At 67.9% G+C, this 14,693-nt stretch carries 12 protein-coding genes and 1 other annotated feature; of the genes, 4 read left to right on the top strand and 8 right to left on the bottom strand.

The window, feature by feature from the left end; genetic code table 11:
* Positions 1-23: 23 nt before the first annotated feature.
* Positions 24-1,982 (bottom strand): M1 family metallopeptidase, encoded by a 1,959-nt coding sequence (locus tag AAC067_RS12700; protein ID WP_339933074.1) that lies wholly within the window; start codon positions 1,980-1,982, stop codon positions 24-26.
* A 67-nt stretch (positions 1,983-2,049) separates the two neighbouring features.
* A complete protein-coding gene (locus AAC067_RS12695; RefSeq protein WP_339933072.1) occupies positions 2,050-3,300 on the bottom strand; it encodes a multidrug effflux MFS transporter in 1,251 nt (416 codons plus the stop codon).
* A gap of 143 nt (positions 3,301-3,443) precedes the next feature.
* On the opposite strand from AAC067_RS12695, the gene arsC reads away from it, so the two are divergent.
* Positions 3,444-3,812: an arsenate reductase (glutaredoxin) gene (gene arsC, locus AAC067_RS12690; protein ID WP_339933070.1), complete on the top strand. Its 369-nt coding sequence runs from the start codon at positions 3,444-3,446 to the stop codon at positions 3,810-3,812.
* Here the strand turns inward: arsC and AAC067_RS12685 are convergent.
* The 5 genes from AAC067_RS12685 to AAC067_RS12665 all read right to left on the bottom strand — a co-directional run bounded on the left by AAC067_RS12685 (position 3,809) and on the right by AAC067_RS12665 (position 10,676).
* Positions 3,809-4,825: a DUF2891 domain-containing protein gene (locus AAC067_RS12685; protein ID WP_339933069.1), complete on the bottom strand. Its 1,017-nt coding sequence runs from the start codon at positions 4,823-4,825 to the stop codon at positions 3,809-3,811. The two genes, arsC and AAC067_RS12685, sit on opposite strands and share 4 nt — an antisense overlap.
* A complete protein-coding gene (locus tag AAC067_RS12680) occupies positions 4,825-5,790 on the bottom strand; it encodes a DUF979 domain-containing protein (protein ID WP_339933068.1) in 966 nt (321 codons plus the stop codon). Before AAC067_RS12680 ends, AAC067_RS12685 begins: the two co-directional genes overlap by 1 nt.
* A complete protein-coding gene (locus AAC067_RS12675) occupies positions 5,787-6,530 on the bottom strand; it encodes a DUF969 domain-containing protein (protein ID WP_339933066.1) in 744 nt (247 codons plus the stop codon). Before AAC067_RS12675 ends, AAC067_RS12680 begins: the two co-directional genes overlap by 4 nt.
* A 73-nt stretch (positions 6,531-6,603) precedes the next feature.
* Complete coding sequence (locus AAC067_RS12670) at positions 6,604-10,239, bottom strand: hydantoinase B/oxoprolinase family protein (protein ID WP_339933064.1); 3,636 nt, start codon at positions 10,237-10,239, stop codon at positions 6,604-6,606.
* 8 nt (positions 10,240-10,247) lie between these two features.
* The gene (locus tag AAC067_RS12665; protein WP_339933062.1) at positions 10,248-10,676 is read right to left on the bottom strand and encodes a hypothetical protein; all 429 of its coding nucleotides are present in this window, start codon (positions 10,674-10,676) and stop codon (positions 10,248-10,250) included.
* Positions 10,677-10,789: 113 nt separating this feature from the next.
* Here AAC067_RS12665 and AAC067_RS12660 point away from each other — a divergent pair, with 113 nt between their 5' ends.
* The 3 genes from AAC067_RS12660 to AAC067_RS12650 all read left to right on the top strand — a co-directional run bounded on the left by AAC067_RS12660 (position 10,790) and on the right by AAC067_RS12650 (position 13,374).
* Complete coding sequence (locus tag AAC067_RS12660; RefSeq protein WP_339933060.1) at positions 10,790-11,428, top strand: glutathione S-transferase family protein; 639 nt, start codon at positions 10,790-10,792, stop codon at positions 11,426-11,428.
* A 32-nt stretch (positions 11,429-11,460) separates the two neighbouring features.
* Complete coding sequence (locus tag AAC067_RS12655; RefSeq protein ID WP_339933058.1) at positions 11,461-11,676, top strand: hypothetical protein; 216 nt, start codon at positions 11,461-11,463, stop codon at positions 11,674-11,676.
* A 99-nt stretch (positions 11,677-11,775) separates the two neighbouring features.
* Positions 11,776-11,830: a sequence feature (sul1 is cis-regulatory element that is thought to sense ions involved in sulfur or methionine metabolism; They are found in Alphaproteobacteria), on the top strand.
* Between the two features lie 68 nt (positions 11,831-11,898).
* Positions 11,899-13,374, top strand: coding sequence for a SulP family inorganic anion transporter (locus AAC067_RS12650; RefSeq protein ID WP_339933205.1), 1,476 nt, complete (start codon positions 11,899-11,901; stop codon positions 13,372-13,374).
* 15 nt (positions 13,375-13,389) lie between these two features.
* Here AAC067_RS12650 and AAC067_RS12645 read toward each other — a convergent pair whose 3' ends face one another.
* On the bottom strand, positions 13,390-14,094 hold the full coding sequence (locus tag AAC067_RS12645; RefSeq protein WP_339933056.1) for a rhomboid family intramembrane serine protease: 705 nt from the start codon (positions 14,092-14,094) through the stop codon (positions 13,390-13,392).
* Between the last annotated feature and the right edge of the window lie 599 nt (positions 14,095-14,693).

Here is a 14,693-nt window from a genome sequence, read left to right as displayed (position 1 = left end):
GCCTGTCCGCGAATCGACCTGGACTACTGGCCTGTCGGCACCCCGACCAGGGCGTCGACCGAGCCCGTGGTCACCGGGTGATAACCGGGCCGGGCCTTGGCATAGATGCGCGTGGCGATCGGCCGACCCCAGTCACCCTCACCCCACAGGCTGGTGAACAGGGGCATGACGAATTTGCGCCGTCCCTGGCTGGTCAGGAAATTCTCCAGCGTCGGCACGGCCGGCTGGTAGCGGTGAGCCACGGCGATCTGCAGCCAGCCGAACAGGACCTCGGCATTGCCTTCATCCCGCAGCGTCAGGGTCGATTCCAGATCGGTCAGTTGCTGGTTGGTCAGCCAGTCGGTGCCGGTGCGCAGATTGGCCGGACGCCAGGCCAGGAAATGCTGGCGTTCCTGGGTCGACCAGCCGGACCACGGAATGGCCGAGGCCGGTCCCTTGTCGGCGAAGAAGGCCTTGGCGGCCGTGTCGACCGTCGTCAGAGCCGTCGAGACCGGAGCCACGGCGTTCGACGGCAGGCCGGGCTGGTAGACCCAGTTGTCGAGCTGCAGCCGGGCCTCGAGTGCGGCATCGCCCTTGACCAGATGGGTGCGGATATCGGTCAGGAACTGGGCCGAAGACATCGGGCGGAAGGCGTTGCGCTCGAAATAGCCCTTCAGCCACACGTCGAAGGCCTCGCGACCGACGATCCGCTCGATCGTGCGCAGGAAGGCGGCCCCCTTCTCATAGGGGATGTCGTTGAGGCCGTCGTCCGGGTCGCGCCCGGTCAGGTCGATGTGCATCCGTGTATCGGCGGCGGGCATGGTCTTCAGGCTGGACTGCAGGTCATTCCAGCCCAGCACCTGAAGCATCAGCGCCCGGTCACGCCCATAGACCGACTCCATGATGCGGTTTTCGAAATAGGTGGTGAAACCCTCGTTCAGCCAGATGTCGGACCAGGTCGAGTTGGTCACCAGATTGCCGGACCAGCTGTGCGCCAATTCATGCGCGACCAGCGAGACCAGCGACTTGTCGCCGGCCACGATCGTCGGGGTGGCGAAGGTCAGGCGCGGGTTTTCCATCCCGCCGAACGGGAAGGACGGCGGCAGGATCAGCAGGTCGTAGCGACCCCAGCGATAGGGGCCGTACAGGGCCTCGGCCGCATCGACCATCTGGCCGACCTCCGAGAATTCGGCCTTGGCCGCGTCCAGACGGCTCGGCTCGGTCCAGACGCCGGTGCGGCCGTCTTCGCTGGCGAAGACCAGATCGCCGACCGCCAGCGCGATCAGATACGGCGGGACCGGATTGGTCATGCGGAAGCTGAAGCTGTGCATGCCCGTGCCGGCGGCCTTGCCGTCCGGGGTCAGCATCTCGGCACTCATCACCGCCTTCAGGGCGTCCGGCACGGTGATTTTGGCGGAATAGGTCTGGCGAATGCCGGGGCTGTCCTGGGTCGGGATCCAGGTCCGGGTCAGGATGGCCTGACCCTGGCTGAACAGATAGGGCTGCTGGCCGCCGGCCGTCTGCACCGGGGTCAGCCATTGCAGGGCCGCCGCGTCGGGGCGGGTTGAGTAGGTGATGACCATCTTGCGCTGTTCACCAGCCGCGAAGGCCGGGAAGGTCACGGTCAGCGGCTGGCCCATGATCGGGTCGACGGCCCCCAGCACGAACGGCAGGGCGGCGCCGGCTTCGTCGGTGACGCCGCGGATGTCGAGGTTGCGGACATCGAGAATGACCTGGGTGGCCCCCGGCTCGGCCGTAACATCGAGAGTGGCTGTCCCCGACAGGGTTTTGGTCTCAAAATTTGCGGTCAGATCGAGGTCGACATTTCGCACGCGGGCAATCTCGGGCCGGGCAAACGAATGGATGTCCCGGACATACTGGATCGGGGCTGTAGCCGAGGCCGGCAGCGGCGGCATGTCGGACTTGACGCCGGGCTGGCCGCAGGCGGCGAGGGCGGCGGAAAGGGCCAGGGCGGACACCAGTCCGGTCAGTTTGCGGTTCATGAAACGCTCCGTTGACGTGTTGGACGGGAGACAGCCCCCTCGAGCGGCAAAGATCAAGAGGCGTGTCTCAGGTCGCCGGGGGTTGAACCGGATTTCGCGCCCTGAAAAGCTGGCCTTGCTCGGCGAACAGGACGGCGGCCAAGGCCAGAAAACCGCAAACGGTGACACCCAGGGCCAGCGGGGCCACGGACCCGTTGAACTGTTGTCCGATGAGGAAGCCAAGGGTCGAACCGGCCGTCGTCGAGATGAAGCCCTGGGCCGACGAGGCGGTGCCGGCGATGTGGCCCATGGCCTCCATCGCCATCGACCCGAAATTGCCGGCGATCAGACCGAAGCAGAACATGGTCAGCCCCTGCAGGACGGCGAAGGTCCAGATGGTCTCGTGTCCCGTCAGGGTCACGGCCGAATGGATGAGGCCCATGGCGATGAATCCCATCAGGGCTGTGTGGGAGATCAGTCGGGAGCCCAGCTGTTCGACCAGTTTCGCATTCAGCAGGGAGGCGACGGCCACCCCGCCCGCCATCACACCGAAAAAGGTGGTGAACAGGTCCGGTTCGTCGAACACGTCGAAGAAGATCTGTTGCGACGAGTTGATGAAGCCGAACAGCCCCCCGGTCATCGCCGTCATCGCCAGCGTGTACCCCATCGAGCGGCGATTGGTCAGGGCCTCGCGGAAGGCGGCGGCGATGCGGTCGACCCGGATCGGCAGGCGATCTTCACGATGCAGGGTCTCCGGCAGGCGGATCGCGGCCCAGACCATGAAGGCCCCACCGGCCAGGGCCAGGACGCCGAAAATCCACGGCCACGGAGCCACGTTCAGGATCAACTGGCCCAGCGTCGGGGCCAGGATGGGCACGCCGAGGAAGACCAGGAAACTCAGCGACATGACGCGAGCCATGGTCCGTCCGCTGTAGCGGTCGCGCACGATCGACACCGCCAGAACCCGCAGCGCCGCCGCCCCGATACCACTGCCGATCCGGGCCAGGATCAGGGTCTCGAAAGTGGGGGCGAAGGCCGCGAGGACGCCGAACAAGATATAAAGGCTCAGGCCGACCATCAGGACGGGCTTGCGGCCGTAGCGGTCGGCCAGCGGGCCGTAGATGATCTGGGCCACGCCGAAGCCCAGCAGATAGGCGGTGATGACCCACTGGCGGCTGTTCTCGGTGACGACGCCAAGGGCCGTGCCGATGGCCGGCAGGGCCGGCAGCATGGCGTCGATGGCGAGCGCATTCAGCGCCATCATCATCGCGATCAGGCTGACGAACTCTGGAAATCCCGGGCCTTTCGGGGGAACAGGAACGGCAACTCTGTCGGTCATGAGCCGCATGTGCGCGCTATGGTTCGGGGCCGCAACCACGCAACGATGAAATCGCCCGACCATGGCACGGGGTGAACGTTGACGACGGGCCTGCTAGGAGGCGGTATCCGCAGTTGTCCGCACCATAGTCGCAGGAGCCGCCCATGGCCGACCCCGCCTTTCCCGTCACCGTCTTCCACAACCCGGCCTGCGGGACCTCGCGCAAGGTGCTGGCCGCAATCGAGACCGCCGGCCTGAAGCCCGAGGTCGTCGAATATGTGAAGGCCGGCTGGACCCGTGACCAGCTGACCGCCCTGTTCGCCGAAATGGGCGTGACTCCGCGTGACGTGATGCGTCGCACAGGCGACCTCGTGTCGGACCTTGGTCTGCTTGAGCCGTCCGTGTCCGACGCCACCATTCTCGACGCCATGGTCGCCCATCCGATTCTGGTGAACCGGCCGATCGTTCGCACGCCCAAGGGGGTGAAACTGTGCCGCCCGGTCGAGACCCTGCTGGACCTGTTGCCGGGCTAGTCCGACGCGGCCAGAAGCGCCAGCAAGGCGAAACTGGCCAGCCAGTGCTCGCCCATATAGTCGCCGGTCACCTGCGGCAGGGCGACATCCAGATGGTGCCCGGCCGCCGCCAGGGCCACTGCCCGACGCGGATCGCCCGACGGCAGGGCCGAGGCGATGCCGCGCCAGCACCACGCCCGGCTGAGGTTTAGCCCGTCCAGATGAGCGATTTTGCCGTCGCTGCGATCACTGACCGAGGCCGGGACGAACAGGGTCTGCGGTTGCGTCTTCGCCAGTCGCGGCAGGAAGCCGTCCAGCCAGTCGACAAAGGCGGTCGGCTCCAGCACCCGCCGCATCAGCTCGGCCTCCATCAGCGCCGGTGACAGGAATTCATCCTGCGACGGCTCCCAGGCCTGACAGTCACGATCGGCTCCGTGCCAGGCCCAGGCCCGGTCGCGGCACAGGGCGGCCAGGGCCGCATCCCCGGACCCTTCCGCATAATCAAGCACCAGTCTGAGGGCGAAGGCGGTGTTGTAATGGGTGCCGACCCGGACCGGATAGGTGGCCAGCGGCAGGAAGACTGTGAACCGCCGGGCAAAGGCGTCGGCGAGAGGCTTGAGCGCGGCCGCCCAGCGCCGCCCTTCATCCGTCTCATGCCGGGCCAGCTCGGCCGCCAGCGTCAGGCACCAGGCCCATCCGTAGGGGCGTTCGAAGCCGCGACTGCCGGGCCGGTCGAGATAGTCGACCTCGACGTCGATGTTGTCGACGGTGAACAGGGTGTCGGCGAGATCACGGATACCCGCGGCCTCCGCGCCGTCCGGATACAGACGATAGACGGTGAACAGGGTCCACCAGCCGTGCACACACGAGTGCCAGTCGAAACTGCCGAAGAAGACCGGATGCAGGGCCCGGGGACCCAACACGTCGGTCGGACCCTCAAGCACGTGATCCATCTTGTTGGGATATTCGCGCGTCACATGGCCCAGGGCGGTGCGGGCGTACAGGTCGGCGATGTCGAGCGTGAGACCGGTCATCAGAAGCGAAAGGCCAGCAGGTACATCGGCACGATATTGATCCCGAGCATGATCAGGGCGGTCGGCATCTGGGCCCGGATCACCCCGTTCAGCGGCGAATCCCTGTCCGGCAGTTCCAGCAGGTTGGCCGGCACCACGTTGAAATTGGCGGCCATCGGCGTCATCAGCGTGCCGCAGAAGCCGGCCAGCATGCCGATGGCGCAGACGATCGCCGGGTTGCCGCCGAATTGATAGATAACGAAGGGCAGGCCGATGGCCGCCGTCATCACCGGGAAGGCGGCGAAGGCGTTGCCCATGATGACGGTGAACAGGGCCATGCCCAGACAGTAGGCGACCACGGCGATCAGGGCCGAGTTCATCGGCACCGCCTGCGTCACCAGTTCACCGACGACCCCGCCGACATTGGTGGCCAGAAAGACCGCGCCGAGCGAGGCCAGCATCTGCGGCAGCAGGGCGGCCCAGCCGATGGAATCCATCAGCCGCCGCCCCTCCTGCACGGGGGCCAGCACCGGCGGCCGCAGCCAGACCATTGCGGCGATCAGGGCGAGGACACAGCCGAGGCCGAGGGCGATCAGCGTGGTCTGCACCGGCGCGATCAGCCAGGCACCGGCGGCAGAATGTTTGGCCGCCAGCGTACCCCCGACCGCGACGATCGGAACGATCAGGGCCGGCAGAAACAGGGCGTTGCCATGTCTTTTGGCGCGTTCGAGGCGCTGAACCGGACTGGTCGTGGCGGGCTTGCCGACGCCCAGCCGCTTCAGGCCGCCGATGCCGACGAGCGCCAGCACCAGCAGGCCGTTGCCGAGTCCGCCGAGCCAGCTACCGAACAGCATGGACACGGCGATCAGACCCCAGAACAGGGCGCTGAGAATCCGCGTCGGGTGTTCGCGGTCGCGCAGGGTCAGGACGGCGAAGGCGAGGAACATCAGCCCCACCACCAGATAGGCGTGTTCGAGAGTGATCATTGACCCGCCCCTGTATCGACGGCCGGTCTCGGCGGACCGGCCTCAATCTCGCGGCGGATCGACCGGTCAAACAGCAGCAACCGGGCCCCGTGGACGGCAAAAGCGGCGATGGCGGTGGGGATGGCCCAGACGGAAATCTGCAGCGGTTCGACGATCAGGCCCGACTGTTCGAGGAAGCCGACGATCAGCACGATCGACCCGATGGCGATGAAGATATCCTCGCCGAAAAACAGGCCGACGTTATCCGTCGCCGCCGACATCCCCCGGATCCGGAACCGGACCTTGTCGGGCAGGACCACGCCCGCCTCGACCTCGGCCGCCCCCTCGGCCATCGGGGCGATCAGGGGGCGCACCATCTGCGGATGCCCGCCCAGCGAGGTCAAGCCCAGAGCCGCAGTCGCCTGGCGCACCAGCAGGTAGCTGATCAGCAGCCGCCCGGCCGTCGCGGCCCGCACCTTGCCGACCAGAATGCGTGCCCGCTCCTGCAAACCCTTGCGCTCCAGCAAGCCGATGACCGGCAGGACCAGCCAGGTGATATGGAAATAGCGGTTGTCGTTGAACGCCTTGCCGAAGGCCGCCAGCGTATCGACTCCGGCCTGAAGCAGGGTCCGGGGTTCGACACCCGACACCACGGCGGCCATCACCCCGGTGACGATCGCTGCCGCCAGAATGACCAGCAACGGATTGATGCGGGCGACGAAGCCGGCCACGACCACTGCGATCCCCAGAAGCACCAGCATGTTGAATTTCCCCGACCGACTGTGATGGTGACGTGGAAAAGAGACTGACGAAAGCCCCCGCGTTCCGACGCTTCTACTCTTTGGGCGGAGACCCGAACCCGCCGCCGCCCGGCGTCTCGATGACGAAGACGTCGCCCGGCCGCATCTGGACCTCGGCGGTCGACCCCAGGGCTTCATGCTTGCCGTCCGCGCGTTCGACGCTGTTGCGTCCAACCGCGCCGGGCAAGCCGCCCGCGACACCAAAGGGGGGCACGCGGCGACGGTTCGACAGGATGGCGGCGGTCATCGGTTCGAGGAAGCGTACCCGTCGGATCACGCCGTCCCCGCCATGATGGGCCCCGGCCCCACCGGATCCGCGTCGGATCGAGAACTCATCCAGTCGCACCGGAAAGCGCGACTCCAGCACCTCGGGATCGGTCAGGCGGCTGTTGGTCATATGGGTCTGGACCGCATCGGCTCCGTCGAAGTCCGGTCCCGCGCCCGAGCCGCCGGCGATGGTCTCATAGTACTGACGGGTCTCATCGCCGAAGGTGAAATTGTTCATCGTGCCCTGGCTGGCAGCCAGCACGCCGAGGGCTCCGTACAGGGCGTCGACCACCGCCTGGCTGGTCTCGACATTGCCGGCCACGACGGCGGCCGGATAGAGCGGGCTGAGCATCGAACCCTCGGGCACGAGCAGGGTAATCGGCTTCATGCAGCCGGCGTTCAGCGGAATGACGTCATCGACCAGGGTGCGGAAGACATAGAGGACCGCGGCCCGGGTGATCGACAGCGGGGCGTTGAAATTGTTGTCGCGCTGGGCGCTGGTCCCGGTGAAGTCGACCGTGGCCCGACGCGCCTTCGGATCGACGTCGATCCGCACCCGGATGATCGCGCCGTCATCCATCTCGAGCGCGAATGTGCCGGGCTTCAGCACGGCCAGAACCTGCCGCACTGCCTCTTCGGCATTGTCCTGGACGTGGCCCATATAGGCGTCGACCGCGGCGCGGCCGAAGCTGGCGACCATGGACTCCAATTCCTGTGCGCCGCGGGCGCAGGCGGCGACCTGTGCCTTCAGGTCCGCAAGGTTCTGATCGATGTTGCGGGCGGGCCAGCGACCGGAGCCCAGCAGGGCTCGGGTCTCGGCCTCGCAAAGGCGGCCTTCGTTGATCAGCAGGAAGTCGTCGATCAGGATCCCCTCCTCCTCGACTGTACGGCTGCCCGGCGGCATGGAGCCCGGCGTGATGCCACCGACGTCGGCATGGTGGCCACGCGCCGCGACGAAAAATGCCGGACCGGCCTCACCCGTCAGAAAGACCGGCATTATGACGGTGATGTCCGGCAGATGGGTACCGCCATTCCACGGGGCGTTGAGCATATAGACGTCACCGTCGCGCAGGCCGCGGCCGTCCCGGCCGTCGCCCCGGGCACGGACAACGGCGGCGATACTCTCGCCCATCGAGCCCAGATGCACCGGAATGTGCGGGGCGTTGGCGATCAGGGCTCCGTCGCGGTCGAAGACAGCGCAGGAGAAGTCGAGCCGCTCCTTGATGTTGACCGAATAGGCGGTGGCGCGCAGGGCCTCGCCCATCTGCTCGGCCACGGCCATAAAGCGGCTGTTGAAGACTTCCAGCAGAATCGGATCGGCCTCAGTGCCGATCGCGCGCCGTTGCGCCAGCGGCGCGACCCGCTCGAGGATCAGGTTCAGGGCGGCGTCGGTGACACCGCGCCAGCCGGGTTCGATCACCGTGGTTCCGGTCTGTTCGAGAACGACGGCGGGACCGTCGATCACCGACCCGGCGATCAGACTTTCACGCCGGACGATGGCCGCGGTCTGGTCCGCGCCGGCCATGCGGATGCGCGCGGCCGGGATCGGCGGCGGCACGGTCTCGGCGACCGGTGCGGCCGCAGCGGGGCCGGGCGATCCGGACCGGCCGGTGGCCTCCGCCTCGAGGCTTTCAACGATCAGGATCTTGTCCGCGGCGACGAAGCCGAAGCGCCGACGGTGCAGGGATTCGAACGCCTCGCGCATTGCGTCAACGGGGCCGAAGGCGACGGTCAGCGGCGTGTCGGTGCCGTCGTATTTGATCCGGGCCCGGACCAGGGACTCGACGGACTCGAACGCGATGTCCTGGGCGACCAGCTCGGCATGGGCAACAGCACCGAGCACGGCGGCCCGCTGGTCCAGCAAGGCGATCTGTTTAGGCTCCAGCAGCACGGCGACCGTCTCCTCGCGGATGGTGCGCACCGCCGCCAGACCCATGCCATAAGCCGACAGCACGCCGGCCAGTGGATGGAGCATGACCCGGGTCATGCCGAGGGCATCGGCGACCATACAGGCGTGCTGGCCCCCGGCCCCGCCGAAGCTGTTCAGCACATAGCCGCTGACGTCGTGGCCGCGCTGGATTGAGATGGCCTTGATTGCCTCGGCCATGTCCTGAACGGCGATGGCGAGGAAGCCCTCGGCCAGTTCGACCGGCGTCATGGATCGGCCGGTGGCGGCCAGGACATCGGCGGCCAGAGCCTCAAAGCCGTCTCGCACCGCGTCGGCGTCCAGCGGCTGGTGGGCACCCGGACCGAACACCGGCGGGAAGAATTCGGGCCTTAGCTTGCCGAGCATGACGTTGCAGTCGGTCACCGTCAGCGGACCGCCGCGGCGGTAGGCGGCGGGGCCCGGCACAGCCCCGGCGGACTCCGGGCCGACCCGCAGCCGCGCGCCGTCGAAGCGGCAGATCGAGCCGCCGCCTGCCGCGACGGTGTGCACCGCCAGCATCGGTGCGCGCAGCCGCACGCCGGCGACGACGCTGTCGGAAGTGCGTTCGAACGCGCCGGAATAGTGGGAGACATCGGTCGAGGTGCCGCCCATGTCGAAGCCGATGACCCGGTCGAAACCGGCGGCCGCGGCGGTCTCGGCCATGCCGACCACGCCGCCGGCGGGACCCGACAGGATGGCGTCCTTGCCGCGGAAGGCGCGGGCCCCGGTCAGGCCGCCGTTGGACTGCATGAACAGCAGCGGCGTGTCCTCGCCCAGTTCGGCCCCGACCCGGTCGACATAGGCGCGCAGCACCGGCGACAGATAGGCGTCGGCCACCGTGGTGTCGCCGCGGCCGACCAGCTTGATCAGGGCCCCGATTTCATGGCTGACCGAGACCTGGGTGAAGCCGACCTCGCGGGCGATTTGGGCGAGACGGATTTCGTCGGCGCTCCAGCGCCAGCCGTGCAGCAGGACGATGGCCACGGACCGCAGGCCGTCGGCATGGGCGGCGGCGAAACCGGCGCGGGCACGGTCCTCGTCGAGGGGCTCCAGCACCGTGCCGTCGACCGACACCCGGGCGTCGATCTCAAGGACGCGGTCGTAGAGCTGGCGGTGCAGAACGATGTGGCGGGCGAAGATGTCGGGACGGCTCTGCCAGCCGATAGTCAGGGCATCGCCAAAGCCGCGGGTGATGGCCAACAGGGTCGGTTCGCCCTTGCGCTCCAGCAGGGCGTTGGTGGCCACGGTCGTGCCCATGCGGATGGTCTCGACCCGGCCCGGCGGCAGGGGACCGGGTCCGGCCCCCAATAGCCGGCGCACGCCTTCGACGGCGGCATCGGCATAGTGTTCGGGATTCTCGGACAGCAGCTTGCCGGTCTGGATGCGACCGTCCGGAGCCTGGGCGACGATGTCGGTGAAGGTGCCGCCGCGGTCGATCCAGAAGCGCCAGCCCGGCTGTCGGTCATCGGTCTGCATGGGCCGGCTCAGCGCTTGCGGAAGCGGGCGGCGTCGTCCGCCAAGGACGAGCCCCAGGCGTCGGGCTGTTCGTCGTCGGGCTGGAACGGCAGCTCGCCGGCGACGCCGCGGATAGCCAGCCACAGCTGGGTGCTGAAATGGTCGAGCATGCGCAGCGGCTTGCGGCGGTTGTCGGTCACGTCCCAGCCCTCGACCTCGAAGGCCTCGACCTGGCGGGCGTGGGACTGCTGGTCGATGCCGTCCCAGTCGGCCGGGCGGGCGATGGCCTCGGCCTCGTCGGCGGTCAGGCCGAACACGGCGCGGGAGCAGGCGTCGATCTCGGGGAATTCGGCGCGGGCCCCGGGCTCGGCCCAGTCCCGTTTCAGCAGGGCCTGGTATTCGAGATCGGCGATTCCGGGCAGGTCGATCAGGCGGCGCAGGCGGGGCGATGCAGTCATGACCCTGACTTACCGCCCGCCCGGCCTGGGCGATAGTCACCCCCGCGTGAGACCGCTGGTTGATTGCGGCGTCCGGGTCTAGATTGGTCCCTGCAGACCGGAGCATCGCGACCATGAGCGACGAGATTGTCTTCTATACCAACCCGATGTCGCGCGGGCGGATCGTGCGCTGGATGCTGGAGGAGCTGGGCCAGCCCTATGGCACCGAGGTGCTGGACTACGGCACCACGATGAAGGGCCCGGACTATCTGACGATCAATCCGATGGGCAAGGTCCCGGCCGTGGCCTACCGCGGCGTGGTGGTCACCGAATGCGCCGCCATCTGCGCCTGGCTGGCCGACACCTTTCCCGAGGCGGGTCTGGCCCCGGCGTTCGACGATCCGGCGCGCGGCACCTGGCTGCGCTGGCTGTTCTTTGCCGCCGGGCCGCTGGAAGCCGCCGTCACCGCCAAGTCGCTGGGCCTGCTGGCCCCGGCCGACAAGGCGATGCAGGCCGGCTACGGCAGTTTCGAGAATGCCGTCGACACGCTGGAGACCGCGGTGGCGAAGGGGCCCTATATCCTCGGTGACCGGTTCAGCGCCGCCGATGTCTATGTCGGCAGCCAGATCATCTGGGGCCTGATGTTCAAGACCCTGCCCGAGCGGCCGGCCTTCAAGGCCTACGCCGAACGTCTCTCGACCCGGCCGGCGGCGGTGCGGGCCCGGGAGATCGATGATGCCCTGATCGCCGCCGCTGCTGCCAAGACCGACTGAGCCCGCCTCTCAATCCGGAAGGAGACTATCCCATGCGTACCTCTCTCGCCCTGATCGCCCTTCTCACCCTCGGCGCCTGTGCCACCGGCACGGTCGGCGATTCCTGGTACCAGCGGGAGCTGACCGCTCTTCGGGACAGCTGCCACGCGCGGGACGGGGTGCTGACCTCGACCGGGGCGCATACCGGCCAGCCGGGCACCGAGTTCGCCTGCATCATCCACGGCTCGGCCACCCGCATCGACCGCTGAGTCCGGCGCAGCGCAAGCGGCACAGGACGTCGTCGCCCCCGGCCCGGGGGCGGCGTCTCCTTGCTTTTTGCACTGCAATATCGCAAGGGCTGCCGACACCACGGACCCGGCCTCGACCGGGTGGCTAGCCCGGGCGCCGATCCCCCGGGAAATTGAACGAACCCGGACATCGCGCGCCTGACGCGCCCGGCCGATCCTGCGACGGACCCTGACGACATGACCCTGATCGCCAATGCGCGCCAGCAATGGCTGGCCAATCCCCGCAAGGACATGCTGGCCGGCACGGTCGTGGCCCTGGCCCTGATCCCCGAGGCGATCGCCTTCTCGATCATCGCCGGCGTCGATCCGGCGGTCGGCCTGTACGCCAGTTTCGTCATCGCCGTGACCATCGCCTTCGTCGGTGGCCGCCCGGCCATGATCAGCGCCGCCACCGGGGCCATGGCCCTGCTGATGGTCGTGCTGGTGCGTGACCACGGGCTGGAATATCTGTTCGCCGCCTCGATCCTGACCGGGATCTTCCAGATCGCCGTCGGCGTGCTGCGGCTGGGCCGGTACATCAAATTCGTCTCGAAATCGGTGATGACCGGCTTCGTCAACTCGCTGGCCATATTGATCTTCATGGCCCAGATGCCCGAGCTGATCGGGGCCAATTGGCAGACCTTCGCCATGGTCGCCGCCGGACTGGTCATCATCTACGGCCTGCCGCGCATCACCAGGGCCGTGCCGTCGCCGCTGGTGGCCATCGTCGTGCTGAGCGGCTTTGCCGTGTGGATGGGGCTGGACGTGCGCACCGTCGGCGACATGGGCGAGATGCCCTCGACCCTGCCGATGTTCCACCTGCCGCAGGTGCCGCTGACCTGGGAGACGTTCGCCATCATCGCCCCGGTGGCCGCGACCCTGGCCTTCGTCGGCCTGCTGGAAAGCCTGCTGACCGCCAATCTGATCGATGACATCACCGACACCCCGTCGGACAAGGACCGCGAGACGCGCGGCCAGGGCATCGCCAATGTGCTGTCACCGCTGTTCGGCGGCATGGCCGGGTGCGCGATGATCGGCCAGTCGATCATCAATGTGACCAGCGGTGCGCGCGGGCGACTGTCGACCCTGTGGGCCGGGGTCTTCCTGCTGTTCCTGATCCTGGTGCTGCAGGACTGGGTCGCGGTCATTCCGATGGCGGCGCTGGTGGCGGTGATGATCATGGTCTCGATCGGCACCTTCGACTGGGGCTCGATGCTGAAGCTGCGCGAGACGCCGATGCAGTCGTCGATCGTGATGCTGGCCACCACCGGCACCGTGGTCGCCACCCACGACCTGTCCAAGGGGGTGGTGCTGGGCGTGATCCTGTCGGCGGTGTTCTTCATGCGCAAGGTCGGCAAGACGGTGGTGGTGAGCGAGGTCGATTCACCTGAGGGCGAGCTGCGTTACGAGGTCAGCGGCCAGTTGTTCTTCGCCTCGGCCGATGTGTTCGCCGCCGCCTTCGAACATCACGGCCATCCGACCCGGGTCGAGATCGACATGCGCGAGGCGCATCTGTGGGACCTGACCGGGGCCGCCGCCGTCGACAAGGTGGTGTTCCGCTATCGCCGCCAGGGGGCCGAGGTGGTGCTGACCGGCATGAACGCCGCCAGCAAGACCCTGGTGACCCGCGTCGGCCGGCACGAGCGACAGCACCTGCCCAAGGGCACCGGGGCGCACTGACGACGCGCGCCGGTCTCAGGCCGTGGCGGGGACCGGCACCGGCGCGAGGACCGGGGCCAGACGCGGCATGGCCAGCAGGCCAAACAGGAAGCCGCCGAGGTGGGCCTCCCAGGCCAGGCTGAGGCCGTGCGTGGCCCCGAGCCAGATCGGGATCAGCAGCACCAGCACCAGCGCCACGTTCATCTTTGTGAAGGCCTTGATCTGGGTCCAGACCGGGCCTGACCGCAGCGCCGCAATCCGGCCGTCGGCCTGGATCCGCGCGACCGCGCCCCACAGGCCGCAGATGGCTCCGGACGCCCCGACCATCGGGATGGTGCCGAGTGGATGCAGGGCGACAAACAGCGCGGCACCGGCCAGACCGGACAGGCCGAACAACAGGGCGTAGCGGACCCAGGCCCGGACCGACCAGACCCCGCCCAGCCGGGTCATGACCGGCGCGGTAAAGGCCAGCAGGGCGGCGCTGTTCATCCACATATGGGTGGGACCGGCGTGGGCGACCATATGGCTGCCCAGGGTGTGCCAGCGACCCTCGGCCAGGGCCTGACCCGACAGGCCCCAGCCACCGACCCCGCCGGCGACGCCCTCGGCGATCAGGACGACAACGAACACGCCGATCAGGACCATGGCCGGGGCCGTGCTGCGGGCCGCCTGCCCGAACCCGGCCAGACGGCCGTCGGTGACGCTTTGCAGGACAGGTCTGGGGGCGTCGAGGTCGGTCATGGAGTCAATCTGCCTCGTGACGCTCCGGTTGCATAGAGAGATTGTTCGCGTGCGCCGGGCCTTCGCCCGGAGGACTCAAAAAAATACCGTTTCGACGAAGGCTGACGCTCCGCGTGGAGAGTTTTCAGAAGCTTGCGTCGGGTGGCGATATTTAGCGCCTTACCGCAGTGCCCCTGACGGGCGGGCCGTTCTTGCGACACAGTCCCCGGACCGGATGCGTATCCCCCGCATCCCTGACATCCAATCATCCCGATCAGACCCCGGGCGTCGCCTGCCTTGCGATGGCAGACCGGAACCGGGCCCCCGCTTCTCCACTCCCGCCGCACACCAGGTCGCAGGCCAGACGGTCCTTCCTTGCGACGGGACCCGGGGAGTATGGCGCAGGTCGGAAGGGGGGCGGGTTTTTTTGGGGGTGGAAAAGGGGAAGGGGTTGATCCGGTTGGAGATTGAGTAGCGCCGATAGGGGGATTGTTCACAAACATGTCGCATCGCATCCCTCTCCCGGCGGGAGAGGGCTTGAGCCTCCGCGAGCGCAGCGATCGGTCAGGCGAAAGGGTGAGAGGTTACGGTGCGCCGCCGGGACCACCGTACGCCCACTC

Source organism: uncultured Brevundimonas sp. (assembly GCF_963977465.1).
Lineage (GTDB): Bacteria > Pseudomonadota > Alphaproteobacteria > Caulobacterales > Caulobacteraceae > Brevundimonas.
This window is presented reverse-complemented; position numbering and strand designations above follow the sequence as displayed.